14 protein-coding genes are annotated in these 16,067 nt (G+C 42.5%); 1 reads left to right on the top strand and 13 read right to left on the bottom strand.

The window, feature by feature from the left end; translation table 11 throughout:
* Positions 1-2: 2 nt before the first annotated feature.
* The 4 genes from ACE1ET_RS16250 to ACE1ET_RS16235 all read right to left on the bottom strand — a co-directional run bounded on the left by ACE1ET_RS16250 (position 3) and on the right by ACE1ET_RS16235 (position 6,073).
* On the bottom strand, positions 3-1,586 hold the full coding sequence (locus ACE1ET_RS16250; protein ID WP_375729476.1) for a T9SS type A sorting domain-containing protein: 1,584 nt from the start codon (positions 1,584-1,586) through the stop codon (positions 3-5).
* 184 nt (positions 1,587-1,770) lie between these two features.
* Complete coding sequence (locus ACE1ET_RS16245; protein WP_375729475.1) at positions 1,771-2,496, bottom strand: DUF6250 domain-containing protein; 726 nt, start codon at positions 2,494-2,496, stop codon at positions 1,771-1,773.
* Between the two features lie 3 nt (positions 2,497-2,499).
* Positions 2,500-3,807 (bottom strand): DUF4861 domain-containing protein, encoded by a 1,308-nt coding sequence (locus ACE1ET_RS16240; RefSeq protein ID WP_375729474.1) that lies wholly within the window; start codon positions 3,805-3,807, stop codon positions 2,500-2,502.
* A gap of 91 nt (positions 3,808-3,898) precedes the next feature.
* Positions 3,899-6,073, bottom strand: coding sequence for a hypothetical protein (locus tag ACE1ET_RS16235; RefSeq protein ID WP_375729473.1), 2,175 nt, complete (start codon positions 6,071-6,073; stop codon positions 3,899-3,901).
* Positions 6,074-6,680: 607 nt separating this feature from the next.
* Here ACE1ET_RS16235 and tnpA point away from each other — a divergent pair.
* Positions 6,681-7,133: an IS200/IS605 family transposase gene (gene tnpA, locus ACE1ET_RS16230; protein ID WP_375729472.1), complete on the top strand. Its 453-nt coding sequence runs from the start codon at positions 6,681-6,683 to the stop codon at positions 7,131-7,133.
* A 419-nt stretch (positions 7,134-7,552) separates the two neighbouring features.
* Here tnpA and cobA read toward each other — a convergent pair whose 3' ends face one another.
* The 9 genes from cobA to ACE1ET_RS16185 all read right to left on the bottom strand — a co-directional run bounded on the left by cobA (position 7,553) and on the right by ACE1ET_RS16185 (position 16,067).
* Positions 7,553-8,290, bottom strand: a complete 738-nt coding sequence (cobA, locus tag ACE1ET_RS16225) for a uroporphyrinogen-III C-methyltransferase (protein ID WP_375729471.1) — start codon at positions 8,288-8,290, stop codon at positions 7,553-7,555.
* Positions 8,287-9,111: an SDR family oxidoreductase gene (locus ACE1ET_RS16220; protein ID WP_375729470.1), complete on the bottom strand. Its 825-nt coding sequence runs from the start codon at positions 9,109-9,111 to the stop codon at positions 8,287-8,289. Before ACE1ET_RS16220 ends, cobA begins: the two co-directional genes overlap by 4 nt.
* 40 nt (positions 9,112-9,151) lie before the next feature.
* Entirely contained in the window at positions 9,152-10,852 is a 1,701-nt protein-coding gene (gene cysI, locus ACE1ET_RS16215) for an assimilatory sulfite reductase (NADPH) hemoprotein subunit (RefSeq protein ID WP_375729469.1), read from the bottom strand.
* An 18-nt stretch (positions 10,853-10,870) separates the two neighbouring features.
* Positions 10,871-12,649, bottom strand: coding sequence for an assimilatory sulfite reductase (NADPH) flavoprotein subunit (locus ACE1ET_RS16210; protein WP_375729468.1), 1,779 nt, complete (start codon positions 12,647-12,649; stop codon positions 10,871-10,873).
* A gap of 8 nt (positions 12,650-12,657) precedes the next feature.
* Entirely contained in the window at positions 12,658-13,104 is a 447-nt protein-coding gene (locus ACE1ET_RS16205; RefSeq protein ID WP_375729467.1) for a precorrin-2 dehydrogenase/sirohydrochlorin ferrochelatase family protein, read from the bottom strand.
* Between the two features lie 11 nt (positions 13,105-13,115).
* Complete coding sequence (locus tag ACE1ET_RS16200) at positions 13,116-13,373, bottom strand: DUF2061 domain-containing protein (RefSeq protein WP_375721605.1); 258 nt, start codon at positions 13,371-13,373, stop codon at positions 13,116-13,118.
* 481 nt (positions 13,374-13,854) lie between these two features.
* Positions 13,855-14,637, bottom strand: coding sequence for a hypothetical protein (locus ACE1ET_RS16195; RefSeq protein WP_375729466.1), 783 nt, complete (start codon positions 14,635-14,637; stop codon positions 13,855-13,857).
* Positions 14,634-15,218 carry a nitroreductase family protein gene (locus ACE1ET_RS16190; protein WP_375729465.1) on the bottom strand — a complete coding sequence of 195 codons (585 nt, stop codon included), beginning with the start codon at positions 15,216-15,218 and terminating at the stop codon, positions 14,634-14,636. Before ACE1ET_RS16190 ends, ACE1ET_RS16195 begins: the two co-directional genes overlap by 4 nt.
* 108 nt (positions 15,219-15,326) lie before the next feature.
* Positions 15,327-16,067, bottom strand: coding sequence for a zinc ribbon domain-containing protein (locus tag ACE1ET_RS16185; RefSeq protein WP_375729464.1), 741 nt, complete (start codon positions 16,065-16,067; stop codon positions 15,327-15,329).

Genomic DNA, 16,067 nt, shown 5'->3' with positions numbered 1-16,067 from the left:
GGTTACAGCTTAACAAATTTACTTGTCAGCATATTGCCATTATTTGCGATCAATTTTAAAATATAGATGCCTGTATTCAAATCCGAAACATCCAGCTTATTGAAGTCACTTTTGAATCCTGAAACCTTGCCTGTTGCATCTATTATTTTAATATCCTTATACTCATCTGTATCTAAATTAATATACGACTTTACGGGATTTGGAGAGATTGCAAACCCTACAGCTGCAGAAGGCTTATATGCTTCACCCGGTTCATATTCGAAGGCACCAATATCAGGCGCCTTGCCGTAATATGGTTTACCTGTTACCGTTCCTGCATCGATCAGATCGCTTCCGGGGGCCAGATGCATAAAGTCATTATCCGGTATAGTCCCGTCTAAATTTCTGGGAAGGGTAATATAATATTCGTTCAGTTCCAGAAAATCAGCATCCGAAACTGTGACTGAGCTGTTATCAAACGAATTCGTTAACAATGTATTCTGGCTCAGATCGATATATGCTGTTTCACTGCTCCTGGCTTTATATCCCAAATTATTGACCAGAACGTGATCATACCCATTCACATTGATATTGTCCGATTCCGGACTTTCCCGGTTCACCATATTATAATTTACGCCATTGCGATAGGCTGTATTGTTATACCACCTATTGCCGTTCAGATGGTGATTAGAGTAAAATCCATTGGCTTTGTTATTTACTGCAAGACAGGACCGCACGGTATGCGAAGGCACCGGACTGGGAATATCAGCTGCAACATCATGTGCAAAACCTCCTGCTTTAAAACCATTACCGTCACCAAGGCTCTGAAAAGTTGGGGAATAACCGTTATAAAAAGCCTGACAGTTTTCATATGTAATGGCCTCCCTGGCGCGAATGCAGTCAAACCCATCATCACTGTTGAACCAGGCGCGACAACCTCGGAATACATTTCCGATACCACCATCACCGGGATGACAGCCAAAACCATCGGTATTGCCACCCCTGCCATCTTCTGAGACATCATCATGATTCCGGTAGGCATCACAGTTTAGAAACAGATTGTGACCACCACCATAATGCCGTATTCCGGTTCCCTTATTATCGTGCATAATCAGATTCTCATAAATATTATAATTCCCCCGACTATAAATACAGTATGACTCTGTATGATCAGTTATAGTCACCTGAACGCCGGTCATTTCAAAACCACGGATATGTATATAATCACCTCGCACATAAATTGCCACAACCCTTTGACCTGAAGGTTTCACAGATGAAAAATCAAACACAGGCCGTTCTCCCGGATAATTAAAGTAATGCATCAGCTTTCCTGATTGGCCGCTTTTATCCAGATACGTTACACAGGCAAACAACCCGGATACCACATTGGAAACCGCATTGGCAGAAACCTGGTATGTACCGCCTCTTACAAATACTGTATCGCCCGGCGATGCTTTTTCCTGTCCCTTCTGTAAGGATGCCAGAGGCTGATCTATCGTTCCCTGATTTGTATCACTCCCATCTGTAGCCACATAATACGATGTCGCTCTCACAACCACAGATATACCAATCAGCATACCCAAAACAATATAAATTTCTTTCTTCATCCTAATTATAGTTACGGGTGACACGTTACGTGTTACTTAATGAAAAGTGAACAATGAATAGTTAAAAATTCATGTCGTTCAGACAAATGAGACTACATACATATACCTCCCTTCGCTCACCCTTCTGTCCCCTGCTAAACCACTTTCAATAAAAACCAACTATTCACTCTTCAATATTAATTATTCATTCTTTAAGCCTGTACACCTTAAAATCATCCATTGTCTGATGCGACTTTACCAGCCTGAAGCCAAAATATCCTTCGGTTAGCGGATCATCATCCGCAAATGAAAAATACATCTCCCCATCCTGAAACAGTTTGGTGGTTCCGTTATACACTACAATCTGAATCTTATATGTTTTGTTGGGTTTCAGCAAATGAGCCTCATCCGAATAATCCGTGTAAAGAATCCGGTTGCCTGTACCATCATACTTTCTGAACCGCGTGGTAGAATTTGTGTTCCCTCCGATACCGGCATAATACAACAGCAAGGGATGGTACCTTGCAAACACACCATTTCGGGTAAACAGGGTATCATTATTTGGATCAGTAGCCATCCAGAACATGTTCATATCCGATAAGCGATCGTTTGGGCCGCCATTTATGATGACAGCCCTGGTAAATTCGATCAAAATATTTCCCTGCAACTCATGCCTGAACCAGATAGTCGCTCCACCCTGAACATCAGCAATCATTTTCCCGTCTTCGACTTTTACATAAGAACCCGGTTTATTTTCAACCTCAGGAACCCACTGTTTCAAGCCATCAGAGAAATCATCAGCATACAATAACCTGCCTTTTTTATACTGATCCGGACCACCGCTGTTCTCTTTTTTTGAACCACAGCTTACAAAAACAATACCGGTAAGTAATATGACTGAAAAAAAATGATTTGTTTTTAAGTTCAGCATCTGCTATTCTGCTTTTGGTTTTACGCTTACGTCCACCTTTGCTGACAGTTGTCTGGTCAGATCCACCACATAATTTACCCAGAAATCATGATCTTTAAACCGTTCATCAGCAATCTCCCATCCTGCTGCTGCATAATATGTTACAGGCTCATGGTTAGATACTTTAAGTTTTGCCAGGAAGGTATTAGACAACTGACCTGTTTTAGGAGCTTCGGTGTAGCCTTCGTAGATATCACGCGGAACAATGAGCGCCAGGCCAAGCCACCACTGACGGTCGTAAGTCTGCATATCGTGCGTCAGCAGTACCATCCACTGATCATTCACCGGAATCTCCTCCAATGGATTCTGATTGTTGATATTAACCAGTCCTACCACCAGGGTTTCATCACCCATAAGACCCTCAAACTCCACTTTATTCTGATAGGCATACATGCCCGGCCAGATGCTGGTGGTCTCTTTAACATCGTAATTCCTGTCTTCACCTTCAGGGTTCCAGTTCATGTAATGGTAATTCATCACAGATTTTACCGGACCTTCAGCCGTAATTTCAAATGAGGTCATAGCCACATTATTCACTGAATCATTTACAGTTACACCCAAACGCAACAACTGATCACCGGTCATAAGGGCGAAACCTCCCAGGCCAACAGAATTCCCGACAGAGAGAATATCTCTGCCCCAGTCTGCCATGACATGATAATTGTCTTCCACCTCACCATTGGCATTAATCCCGACATCTTCGGGTGACATAAACGGAGCTTTCTTTCCAAACAGGTCGTTGGCATTTCTTCCGTCAAAATAGTGGCGAAAACCGACTTTATCATTTTCCCATGATGGCCCGTCCGTCTGATAAGGCTGATATCCCAGACTTTTGGGTAAATCTTTCGCATACAGGGTATCACTGGTTTCCGCTTTAACCGGAGTCGTTGCAGAGGTCCGTTTTCCAAACCGTGCACTGGTTCTGATGACATACTGCGGTTGTGACTGAATCCACTTAAACGTGAATATACCGGAACCTTTTGCAGGAAGATCAGCCACAAAAAATAACTCGTCCCAGTTTTTATCACCATCCAGGTCATTTAACTGCGACGGTATCGTATCTCCTTTTTCAGATAATATGAGCGGATAAGCACTTTCTTTGGAATAGCCCGGAATATCAGACCGCTTAACAGAGATAGCCTTATCAATCAGATTAACATCCGATGTATTTGTTAAACTAATCTCCTTTTCCGGCTGTTTCGTTCCACAATGGGTGAACAGCAAAACCATTAAAAATACTGAAGCTGTTGTGATAAAATGTTTTTTCATCATATACTAATTTTGGATTTTCATTTTATTCCGCCAAATTAAAAAAAGTATGGCTGGTGAACCAGTTTTATGCCGAAAAACCTTCTATGCAGCACTACGGTAACTTATTGAGATTTTCCACACGTACGGTCCACGATCCATCTTTCGGAAATCCGGGTGCTATGTCCTGCTCATCTTCACCCCATCCGGCTGCCATAAGCCCAACAGCCTCCAGAAATGATGCATTAACCGGAAGATAAGCCGGATTTTTTCTGCCTTCTTTGGGACGCGGCACATACCCGGTTTTATAAAACCTGGCCTGAGGAGCATCATTACACACAATATTAACGGCTTTCTCAGCATCCCCCAGACGGGCAGCAGTGAGCGCACCTTTTCCCATGCTCCAGCTTACAAAGCTATTCAGGCCATTTCGTTCATAAATGGTTTCAAAGGTGTTCCGCATCGTGTCTTCATCTATCATCGGTGTCTTCGGTAAATATCCCAAAGCCATCAGCATGGCAGACGAATAATGCCTTTGACTGTTATACATATTAGGATCGGATTCCAGTTCCACATATTTTCCGTCCTGAACCGTAGGCCGTGCAAGCTTGTTCAGAATATCATCCCAATGCGGTTCACTTTCCATATGCAGTCGCTCCCTCCAGTCCTGCGCAACTTTCAGTCCGTAATAAAACTCCGCCAGCTCAAATGTCGGGTTCATCGTTGTATTTTCTATGGTGCTTTCATTTACACTTTTTATGGGCGGACCCAAAATGTAACGATCCGTAGCCTCATCGTACCAGGCATATGATGCCAGGAATTTTGCGGATTCAAAAACAATATCACTGTATGTATTCAATATTGTGGAATCAGGATGCGCACGATAAACGAGCTCCGATAAATAAACCGGATTTGGAAAATTCCAGATGATAAACGGATTTATGCCTCCGGGACTTACTCTTCCGTTAATGCCGGACATCTTCGGCCAACGTGCTCCTTCAAAGCCTTTGCTTTTGGCATCAGCCATCGCCACAGGAAGTATCTTCCTGTACCACTGCAGTCCTTTCTCTAAAAGATCACTATGGTTCCACTGGTAAAAATGCGCCGCATGAATCCAGTAGACCTCTGAATTATGCTTCCCGTACCAGCTGATGTTGGCCAGACCGGTTTCCTGCGGTGGAAACGATCCGGAATAATTAACCTTCATCAGGTATAACGACAAAATAATGCGCCGCTCCAGCTCTTTTGCCCTTGGATCTGTACTACCTGAAAAATCAACGACTCCTCCAGTCATCCAGTAATCATTCCATGAGGAAGCCGATGCAATTTTGGTCTCATCAAATGATTGAATTTCATCGGCTGTATTCTCAGGTAAAAATTCACATACCAGCTCAATACTGTCACTTCCGGTACAGTTCAGATGAAACCGGTGAGCAGCATCTCTTACCCATTTTGCCTTCCCTTTCCAGTGAATCTTTACAATATACCGGCTTGTATCAACGGTTCGCTGCAAAATAACCTCATTCGGGGTTTCAGAAATAACGGTTGTTTCATGCTGATCAGGCTTACTCCAATCCAGGGCAGGTTTGTTCTTTTTAGTCAGGTCGTAGGCATACGGAAAATGGAAAGCAGGTTGCAGTTTACCAGTGTTCAGAAGCGTCGATACAAGTTTAAAAGCGACAAGGCTCCTTTCAGGATCGCTGACGGTTTCAACCTGAACTGATTCTCCATTAACGGTATACTGACTGGTCACCAAACCGGTCCAGAGATTAAGCTTCTGATTAATCTTATCAATAGCGTCAGGTCCTAATGCTTTGTTATCCTGATCCACCAGGCTTATCTGCCCCATAGCAACCGGATGCGGATTCTTACGAAAATAATCACCGGCAGGCGTTTTCTGCAGACTGGCATATTTAATTTCCCTTCCATGAAAATCGATAGCTGTCATGGCATCTTCCAGTGTCAGATGCTGCGTATTAGGGAAGGAGTGCCAGGCCCATGTCGTACGTGTTTCCAGCGGTATGCCATTAGTATAATAATAATCTTCAAACGTCTGAAAACCGGTTACATCAGCGTTGAACGCAAAATCTCCGTTACCTACCGACATAACTGCCATCGGATCAGTTTCATGGATCACCACATTATGACGGGTCACCAGATCGTAACGATCAATTGGTTCTGAATTGACAACATCCTTTTCACCTGACTTACAGGCCATCACACTAATAAATGAAAGGATTAAAACCAGACAAAAATTCGGTTTTCGAAAGATAGAGCGGAACTGAACCATAATACTTAAGACTGAGGTTTTCAAAAATCCGAATAAAGGTACTAAATATTTAGGTTTTGAAAACGGCTTCCGGCAATGAACCGTAAACGCACGTCCTTTTCATCCAATTCTGATGATTAATAAGATGTTATTCCATTGCCCCTTCAGGGCATTGGAACTTTGATGATACCCAATACCGGGCAATGCCAGGTGCTAATGCTATAAGTCCTTCAGACTTTATTCAAGCGCTAAAATGTTATGGTGTAATTGCACCGAGGGTGCTTAAGCATAAACGCAGGGCACCACACTGTGTATCTATGCATGTTCTTATCATCCCATTCTGATGGAAATAAACTTATCATTCTTTTGCCCTTTCAGGGCAATGGAACCGTGTTGAATATCGGCACCGGGCAATGCCCGGTGCTAATGCTATAAGTCCTTCGGACTTTTTACCCACTTGCAAAAATGGTGTTAAAATTGCACCGAAGGTGCTGAAGCATAAACGCAGGGCGAAGCCCTGTGTTTCCCGAAGCTGAAAATCCTTTGCCCTGAAGGGGCATTAGAAGAATTTATCATTTCGCATTTATTTAATTCATAACTTTATATTCCTAACTCTAAACGAAATACCATGCCTCAATCATTATCTAAGGTCTATGTGCATATTACATTTAGTACCAAAAACAGAAAAGCATTGATAGATGAAGAAATTCAGAAAAGACTCTTCGATTACCTGGGTGGAATTTGTAAAGGACTTGAATGTAATCCTGTTCAAATTGGAGGATATAATGATCATATACACATCCTTTGCATTCTCTCAAGAAAGATTACACAAGCCATATTACTTGAAAAGCTAAAAAAAGAATCGTCAATTTGGATCAAGACCATTAATCCAAGATATGCATCATTTTACTGGCAAAATGGCTATGGCATCTTCTCTGTTAATCCAACAGGAGTAAAGGTTATTACAGAATATATTCTAAATCAAAAAGAACATCATAAGACTCAAACATTTCAGGATGAATTAAGAGCATTTCTTGAGAAATACAATATTGAGTATGATGAGAGATACTTATGGGATTAATTCTTTTGCCCTTTCAGGGCAATGTAACTTTGATGATATCCAATACCGGGCGTTGCCCGGTGCTGGTGCTTTAAGTCCTTCGGACTTTTTACCGACTCGCAAAAATGGTGTTAAGCGTGCACCGAAGTTGCTTAAGCAGAAATGAAGGCCACCACACTGCGTATTTATCCATGTTCTTATCATCACATTCTGATGGAAATAAACTTGTTATTCTTTTGCCCCTTCAGGGCAATGGAACTTTAATGATACCCAATACCGGGCGATGCCAGGTGCTAATGCTATAAGTCCTTCAGACTTTATTCCAACACGTAAATGTTATGTTGTAATTGCACCGAAGGTGCTTAAGCACAAACGCAGGGCGAAGCCCTGTGAATACCAAAGCTGAAAATCATTCGCCCTGAAGGGGCATAAGAAAAGAATCAAATCATCCCTGTATTTCTTCCGATAATGACCAGGGTAGGTGTAGGAGGGTCTTCCTGGCTTAACAGCGTACTGACATCCGCAAGTGTTGTTGACAGATGAGACTGATCTTTCTGGGAAATCCTGCTTAGAATCTGAACCGGCAAGGATGGATCCACGCCCTTTTTGACTAACTGCGGAGACAGCAACGGAAGCGTTTTCAATCCCATATACACAATTACCGGCGATCCGTTCTTCAGTACATTTGTTGTGGTTTCAATATCAGGAAATCCTTCCCCTTTATCCTGTCCGGTATAAAACAGGATCAGATTATTTTTCCCACGTTCTGTTAAAGGGAGCGAAAAAAGGGACGAAGCAGCCACTCCTGCCGTTAATCCCGGAATGACCTCATAATTCAGTCCGCATTCCTTACAAAACCTGATCTCCTCGGCACCACGGCCATAAACCATCGGATCACCTGCTTTTAACCGAATAATACGTTTATCCTGTGCAGCCCATATCAGAAATTCCCGATGGATGGCATCCTGTCTCACAGTCTGGTCCTGGCCGTCAGCAGCCGACTTTCCTACAAATTTTTTAATGGCGTCAGGCTTTGCCAGCTGCAACATTTCACTTCCCATAGAGGCGTCGTACAATATCACATCCGCTTCTTTCAGTCTCCTATGCGCTTTTACAGTCAGCAATTCCGGATCACCCGGACCGGCGCCAACAATGGATATCAGATGTCCGTCGGTCATGGTTCAATATCGTTAAGGTAATCCACCGGACTTTCGTAAACAAACCGGTAGCCCAGTCTTTTGATCAGCTTATCGCTACTCACAATTTTATAAGGCTCTTCTTTATCTGTAAAACCAGGTGCAGGTAAACCACTTACCTCAGCAGCACGGGTATAAAACTCTTTTCGTGTTGGATGAACCGGACTGCTTGCATTGAAGATTTCATTCCAAACATTCTTTTCGATGATTTGCTGAATTATATTCACACAGTCGTCCTGGTGAATCAGGTTGACCGGTGTATGAGCCGGAACTTCCGATCTCCGCGAAAGGAAACGGGCAGGATTTCTGGTTCCGCCGATTAAGCCGCCAAAGCGAAGTATAGTTGATTGAAATTCCGTTTGAGCCAACAACATCAGTTCGGATTTCAGCAATGCTCTTCCACTTGCTTTTTCAGGTTCTCCTTCCTCTCCTTCCTTAACAATGGTCCCTTTGGATTCATATACGGATGTAGAGGAAATGAACACCACTTTTTGTATGGCGTGTTCTTTCACTTTGTTAATTATTTGAGAAACCTGAGATGGAAAAACGGTTTCAATAGTATCGATACGTTTTGGCGGAATGGAGATCATCAGCACATCGCAATCGAAAAATGCCGGATCATCCACTTCAAGATATTCCGGATGAACCAACACGCGGTACGCATCAAAGCCGGAATCCTCAAGTTCTTCTACATGTGAAGGTGTAGCTGCTGAAACCCTGACGGTGTAACCGGCAACGATAAGTCTTTTAGCAACTGCTGTTCCCAGCCAGCCACAACCCAATATGGAAACTTTTTCTTTCATATTCTTTTTCTGCCTTTCATATTAAACAAAGATCAGGGCATTAATGCTTAAATTCTTTTCCTTCCTTAATCTCTTTAACATAATTTTTTCGGATCACAAAATCACCAAACTGTTCTCCGGTACGTCGTGCCTCAGAGAAATCCTTAATGATAAGATCCAACTCCGACAAAATAGTTTCCTCGGGTATTGTTTCACGGTAAAGAGTGTTAAGCCGGGATCCAACAAAATTACCTCCCAGGTAAAGATTATAATAGCCCGGAGATTTACCGATGAGGCCAATCTCAGCAAGATATGGTCTGCCGCATCCATTGGGACAGCCGGTCATGCGAATTACGATCTCCTTTTTAAAAAGTCCGTATTTCTCAAGGATATGCTCAATTTTTGTGACAAGGTCAGGCAGGTAACGCTCCGCTTCCGCAAAAGCAAGCGGACAGGTTGGCAATGCCACGCAGGCAATGGAATTCTTGCGCAGACCCGATATATTTTCCGGTGATACCTTGTATTTTTTCAGAATCGCATTCACGGTTTCCTTTGATTTATCCGAAACGCCCGTTATAATGAGGTTCTGATTACCGGTCAGAATAAACTCACCATCAATGGTTTCTGCAACTTCGCGCAAGGCATCCTTAAGACGTTTATCGCCGGTGTTTTTCACGCGTCCTCCTTCCACAAAATAGGTCAGATGCCATCTGCCATCTGTTCCTTTTCGCCAACCGAAATTATCTCCGTTACGGGTTAGTTTATATGGCCTTGCCTCTTCCAGTTTATATCCCAACCGGTTTTCCACTTCCGAAACAAACCAATCCAGACCAAGGCGGTCAATCGTATATTTCAGTCGCGCCTGTTTGCGGTTTTTACGGTCCCCGTAATCCCTTTGAAAGGTTAAAATTTTTTCAGCCACATCCAGTACCTGATCCGGTTTAACAAACCCGATGACATCTCCGGTTCGTGGATAGGTGCCTTCCATACCAAATGTTGACCCCAGACCACCCCCGACAACTACGTTATATCCGGCAATCTTATCTGTATCAGCAATGGCAATCAACCCTAAATCCTGTGAGAAAACATCACAATCGTTCTGGGGCGGAATAACAACGCCAATTTTGAATTTACGGGGCAGATATCGCTTGCCATATAATGGTTCCACTTCATCCTTGCTGTCAGCCACCAGTTTTTTATCGAGCCAGATTTCGTGGTAAGCGCCCGTTTTAGGCATGAGATGCAGGCTTAACCGTTTGGCCAAATCGATCACCTCGGAATGCAGAATAGATTCCGCAGGATTGGCATGGCTCATCACGTTACGGTTCACATCGCCACATGCTGCGATGGTATCCATCAGGCTCTCATTCATCTTCTGAATGGTCGGTTTCAGGTTACGTTTTAAAACGCCATGTAACTGAAATGTCTGACGGGTGGTTAACTTTAGTGTTCCGTTGGCATACCGGTCAGAAATTGCATCCATCTTCAGCCACTGCTCCGGTGTAACCTTGCCGCCCGGCAGACGGAGACGGATTAAAAAGGAATAAGCCGGTTCCAGCTTCTGCTGTTTACGTTCCTTTTCAATATCCCGGTCCGCCTGCTGATAAATGCCGTGAAACTTTGACACCTGCGTATCATCAGCTGCAATGGCTCCCGTAATCGGATCAGCCAGACTCTCTTTCAGTGTTCCCCTCAGGTAATTACTGTCATATTTTATTTTTTCAACTTCGGAAAGTTCTTCCCATTTTATGTTATCGCTCATTATCAAAGGTTTTTTCAATTAATACACATCGGTTTGGAACCGTTTTTCTTTTTTCAGCTGCTTCACATAGGCCTGTGCCTCTTCTATGTTTTTACCTCCCTGATCCTGAATAATATCCAGCAGTGTTCTGTTTACATCCTTTGCCATATGTTTCATATCGCCACAGAGGTAAAGATGGGCACCGTTTTCCAGCCATTCATAAACTTCCTTCTGTTGCTCCTTCAGCCGGTGTTGTACATAATGCTTCTCCTTCTGATCCCTTGAAAAAGCCACATCCATACGTTCAAGATGATTTGATTTCAGTAGTTTCTGCCACTCAACCTGGTAAAGAAAATCGGATTGAAATCTGCGTTCGCCAAAGAAGAGCCATGTATTTCCTTTTTTACCCTGACTTTCACGATGCTGCAGGAATGCCCTGTACGGGGCAACGCCTGTTCCGGCGCCTACCATAATGATTTTAGCGCCATTTGCAGGCAGTTTAAATGCCGGGTTCTTTTCAATGTAGAGCGGGATTTTCTCATCCAACACCACATGATCAGCCAGATGAGTGGAACATGCTCCCAGCCGGTCCCTGTCTTTTCGTGTATAGCGCACAATGGCAATGGTGGCATGAACCTCTTCTCCAACACTTTCCTGACTGGATGAAATAGAATATAACCTTGGCGGCAGAGGCCGCAACAGATCCACCAATTCCTGAGCTTCCCAATTGTAAGGAAAGTCTTCCAGCAGATCAAGAAGGTCCGTTCCGTACAAAAACTCTTCAAGGATTTTACTGTTATCCAACACTTCCTTCAATGCTTCATTCTGCGTTTTATTGTAGTATTTCTGAAGAATATCCAATGACAGGACCGTGATCTCAAGGTGATAGGTCAGGGCATCTGCAAGAGTAACCTCCCCTATCTTAAGGTTCACCTTTTGCACGGGATCAAGGCTGGAATGATTCAGAATCCTCTCCACAAGGAGATTTGGATTCCTGGTAAAGATTCCCACCGAATCACCCGGTTCATAGGATAACCCGGAACCTTCCAGAGACAATTCGAAATGATATACTTCCTTATCCGAATCCCGACCTGTGATCTTCACTTTTTCAAGCACCGGAGCCAGGAAAGGATGCTTTTTTGAATATTCAGATGTTGCCTGTGTCTTTTCTTGATTAGTTTCAACTACGGCCTGAGCAGATGGTTTCAGTTTCTGAACCAGTGTATCAACCCATGTTGTTGCATCGTCTTCATAATCCACATCGCATTTTACAAGTGGTGTCAGGTTTTGAGCACCCAACTTTTCGAAGGCATTGTATATGTCCTCTCCTGTTTTACAGAAAAAACGGTAAGACTTATCGCCAAGCGCCAGCACCCCGAATTTTACATGCTTCAGTTCCGGAGCCCTTTTACCGGTTATAAACGAATAAAAATCTTCAGCCATATCAGGTGGTTCGCCTTCGCCGTGTGTGCTCACGATAACGGCTACATGCTCTTCGTCCTTCAGAGATTTTGGCTTATAGTCATACAAACTGACAAGGTTCACCACGGCTCCGTTTTCTCCGGCTTTCTTTGCCAGCTCTTCAGCTACTTTTTGAGACTTTCCCGTTTCTGTGCCATACAAAACCGTAAGCCTTGCTTTTTGATGTGTTACTACGGTCGCCGCATCAACTGTGTTGTCAGATTTAATACCTGTTGCTGCCAGCCGGCCTTCCAGATATCCGCTGATCCAGAACAACTGGTTCGGGCTCAGCTCCTCCACCAGCAGATTAAAGGCTTTTAGCTGGTTTTCATTTAATGGATTTGATTTTATGCTCATTATTATTTTTATTCAATAGTTAGTTCGTCCCGGATCTTGTTTCGTATCCGGATGGATTCATATACATCTTTGCCGTTTGAACTTACTGCGACTGAGATATTTCCTGTTCTGTGGATGGCCGGTGAAATAAACTGGCATAGGTCAGGTTTATCATGAATGTTGACTAAAACACCTGCCTCGTTACCATTTATTACGATCTGTTGATCCAGTACATCGTTATTGGTACAGGAATACAGCATCAGATAACCCTGTAAATACGATTTGTCATAATCCGTTTCAAAATACTTCACGCCGGTCTGTTTAATCTCATCACAGATAAAATTGGCCAGAACTTCGACTTCGGCACCATAGCGATGAAGTATCTTAAGCTTTTTATATGCACTTTGATCTCCACCTATGATAAGGATTTTCTGATTTGCAATATCAATTGCGATGGGTAAGAAATTATGCGCCATGTTAATCGTTTTTATATTTCATAATCAATGGGTGTTTCCTTTGCTCTTCCAAAATTGATCCTGCTCCAGGCTCGCTCATGGAAAAAGTACAAGGCCATTTTGGTAAATACCTCCACGCCTCCTATGGCCATGGCAAAATGCACATCGCCTATAATAAAATACGAAATGATAATGGTATCAATTGTTCCCAGCGTGCGCCACGATATTGTTTTCACAATACTTCTGCTTCTCTTCTCTACGATCCTGGCACTCTCAAGTTTTTTTGGCATAAACGTTTTGTTTAAAATTTTTCTTTTGTTCTTTACAAAGTAACCCTGCGGTCACCTGAAAATCTGAAAACAATAAAAAAGGCCCTCCCGCGGTAGCAGAAGGGCCTATAATTAAAATTATTCGCTTACTATATATTTTTATCCTTCCGCATAACATAACCGTTACAACACATACACATCATACATGCCATCATGTTTACTTTTATGTCAGAAGAATTTTTAATCATCACAGAGTTAAAATATGATTTTTGTCACCTTTTTCAAAGGCAAATATAGAGTAATAATTTTTCAAAACAAGTCTTTTTTTATTCAATCTAAATTATAGTTTGTTTCTAAACCCTTTATAAATACTAACAACCAATAAGTTTTAGAATTAAAAATCAGCATAATAAGTCTTACTTTAAGTATTCCACAGAACACAAAAAAATTTCTTTTAATATCACTGATTTAAATAAGCCAGTGGTAGAATTCTGGAATGCAGCTAATCGTTTTTTGGAATTTTGATCTCCTCATTAAGTAACGTATCCTCAATCTCGATATCTTTTCTATTAGCCTTATTTTCTAACTGCATAGCTTTAAAAATAGACCGAAGATAGTTTTCTTCCTCCTGAGTTGTTATTTTTCCCAGATCCAGGGCTAATCCTTTTTCCCTTAATCCGGCCAGGTATTCCTTCGTTTCTGGTACAACAGTAAAAAAGTTGACTCCAACCATCTGATTCGGACTCAGCATTTGTTTGTATTCCACATCCATGCGGTGTTTTTCGATGGTCATTTTCTGATTCATCTCATTATCCATCTTTGTCGCCGGTAAAAGTCCCTGGTAGGCTGACATTTTAAGGTTACGTTCTGCATATGCCTGTTCCTTTGCCTGTTTTACCGGATCAATGGCGACCAGAACGTCAAGGCTGTAATACCGCGGAACAATCACTACTTCGGAAAGCATTGTTGCAACCGGAGAAAGATATACACCCATCAGGTAATCGTTATTGGCGAGGGAATCATCCAGCGTAACAATCAGATCTTTATAACCCAGATAACTAAAAATGATGGTATCCCCGACAGCGGCTTTAACTCTGAACTTTCCACCAGGTTGTAGTCCATATGTATGATGCCCTTTAAAATAGACCGCATCATCAAGCGTTTCTAATGTAACACGGTCGAACACTGTACCGGTAAAAGTGAGTGAATCAGTTCCATTTTGCGCTTTAAGAGCACCAGTCAGACAAAGCATTAAAGCTGCAAGGAAATATAACCGTTTCTTCATGGCGTATCATTTTTGGTTAAAATTAATTCTTTCAACGGACGTTTGGGCACGTGATGTACATGCTTGTCATCGCGCCAGTATTTAATATCTCCATTTTGAATCTCATCAATTACAACAGTTTCAATTGGTTTTCCCAAAGCGATAAGATACAGTGCTTCATAATTTTCTCCGGGATTAAACATCTCAAGCAAAGCCTGTTTACTGAACGAGCCGATGATACAACCGCCGAGGCCTTTCTCTGAAGCGCCAAGCATAATGGTCTGTATGGCCAGACCATCATCACAATAAAGATTGGAAGTCAGATCGCGAACCTTAAGAACCAGGATATAGGCTGAAGGACGTTCGCCTTTTACCGGACCGTTCCAGTTCTTCAGATATCCGGCCCAGGCCGTATTTGGGAATATGGCATCACAGGTCTTTTTATCCGAAACAATAATATAGCGTAACACCTGCTGATTTCTTGCCGAAGGTGCCAACCGTGTCAGTTCCACCAGTGCTTCCAGCTCTGCTTCCGGAATCCTGTATGATTCATCAAACCGTCTGTAACTCCTGGTTCTGAGTAAAAGCTCCCTAAGATTCATGTGCTGTAAATCATTTTGCTGTTTTCAACCTAAATTTAGTCAAAATCACTGCATAAAAAAAGGGTAACCGTTCCCGATTACCCTTCTGTCAATATAGTTTTAAGTCTTTTAACTTTCTTTCAATTCGTTATCAACCAGAATACGTCCACAATATTCGCATACGATAACTTTTTTGTGCTGTTTGATATCCAACTGTCTTTGCGGCGGAATTTTGTTGAAACAACCACCACAGGCATCACGTTCAACGGTAACAACGGCCAAACCGTTACGTGCGTTTCTACGAATACGTTTGAATGCTGTCAGTAAACGAGATTCAATATTTGTTTCAATTTGCTGAGCTTTATCGCGAAGACTTTCTTCATCAACTTTTGTTTCATTGACAATCTCGTTCAACTCGCCTTTTTTAGCTTCCAGGTCTTCATTCCGCTCTTTCAGTTCTGTTTCAGCACCTTCAACACTCTCCTTTTTCTGCCCTATTTCAGCAGTAAATTCCTTAATGCGCTTTTCAAAAAGCTCTATCTCCAAACCCTGAAACTCAATCTCTTTCGACAAAGAATCGTACTCACGGTTGTTACGTACATTATTCTGCTGCTCTGTGTATTTCTCGATCAGCATTTTTGCTTCCTCTATCTCATTTTTCTTGGTCGAAATTGCTGTCTCAAGCTCTTCAATATCCTCTTTGTATTTGGAAATACGTGTTTCCAGACCCGCGATATCATCCTCAAGATCCTGAACTTCCAGTGGCAACTCACCACGAAGCGTACGAATCTTATCTATGTCGGACATTACGAGTTGAAGGTCAAATAACGCTTTTAACCTCTCTTCAACGGTCATTACTTTCTCTGCCAT

Source organism: Quyinboa mangrovi (assembly GCF_042219825.1).
GTDB lineage: Bacteria > Bacteroidota > Bacteroidia > Bacteroidales > UBA5342 > JBHJHP01.
The sequence above is the reverse complement of the archived record's forward strand: the minus strand, read 5'-3'. Positions and strand labels throughout refer to the sequence as shown.

Bases quoted from the DNA above. Each gene is read 5' to 3' on its own strand.
- ACE1ET_RS16210 (WP_375729468.1), bottom strand. From the start codon at position 12,649: ATGAGCATAAAATCAAATCCATTAAATGAAAACCAGCTAAAAGCCTTT.
- ACE1ET_RS16190 (WP_375729465.1), bottom strand. From the start codon at position 15,218: ATGAATCTTAGGGAGCTTTTACTCAGAACCAGGAGTTACAGACGGTTT.
- cysI (WP_375729469.1), bottom strand. From the start codon at position 10,852: ATGAGCGATAACATAAAATGGGAAGAACTTTCCGAAGTTGAAAAAATA.
- ACE1ET_RS16205 (WP_375729467.1), bottom strand. From the start codon at position 13,104: ATGGCGCATAATTTCTTACCCATCGCAATTGATATTGCAAATCAGAAA.
- ACE1ET_RS16240 (WP_375729474.1), bottom strand. From the start codon at position 3,807: ATGATGAAAAAACATTTTATCACAACAGCTTCAGTATTTTTAATGGTT.
- tnpA (WP_375729472.1), top strand. From the start codon at position 6,681: ATGCCTCAATCATTATCTAAGGTCTATGTGCATATTACATTTAGTACC.
- ACE1ET_RS16245 (WP_375729475.1), bottom strand. From the start codon at position 2,496: ATGCTGAACTTAAAAACAAATCATTTTTTTTCAGTCATATTACTTACC.
- ACE1ET_RS16235 (WP_375729473.1), bottom strand. From the start codon at position 6,073: ATGGTTCAGTTCCGCTCTATCTTTCGAAAACCGAATTTTTGTCTGGTT.
- cobA (WP_375729471.1), bottom strand. From the start codon at position 8,290: ATGACCGACGGACATCTGATATCCATTGTTGGCGCCGGTCCGGGTGAT.
- ACE1ET_RS16250 (WP_375729476.1), bottom strand. From the start codon at position 1,586: ATGAAGAAAGAAATTTATATTGTTTTGGGTATGCTGATTGGTATATCT.
- ACE1ET_RS16195 (WP_375729466.1), bottom strand. From the start codon at position 14,637: ATGAAGAAACGGTTATATTTCCTTGCAGCTTTAATGCTTTGTCTGACT.
- ACE1ET_RS16200 (WP_375721605.1), bottom strand. From the start codon at position 13,373: ATGCCAAAAAAACTTGAGAGTGCCAGGATCGTAGAGAAGAGAAGCAGA.
- ACE1ET_RS16185 (WP_375729464.1), bottom strand. From the start codon at position 16,067: ATGGCAGAGAAAGTAATGACCGTTGAAGAGAGGTTAAAAGCGTTATTT.
- ACE1ET_RS16220 (WP_375729470.1), bottom strand. From the start codon at position 9,111: ATGAAAGAAAAAGTTTCCATATTGGGTTGTGGCTGGCTGGGAACAGCA.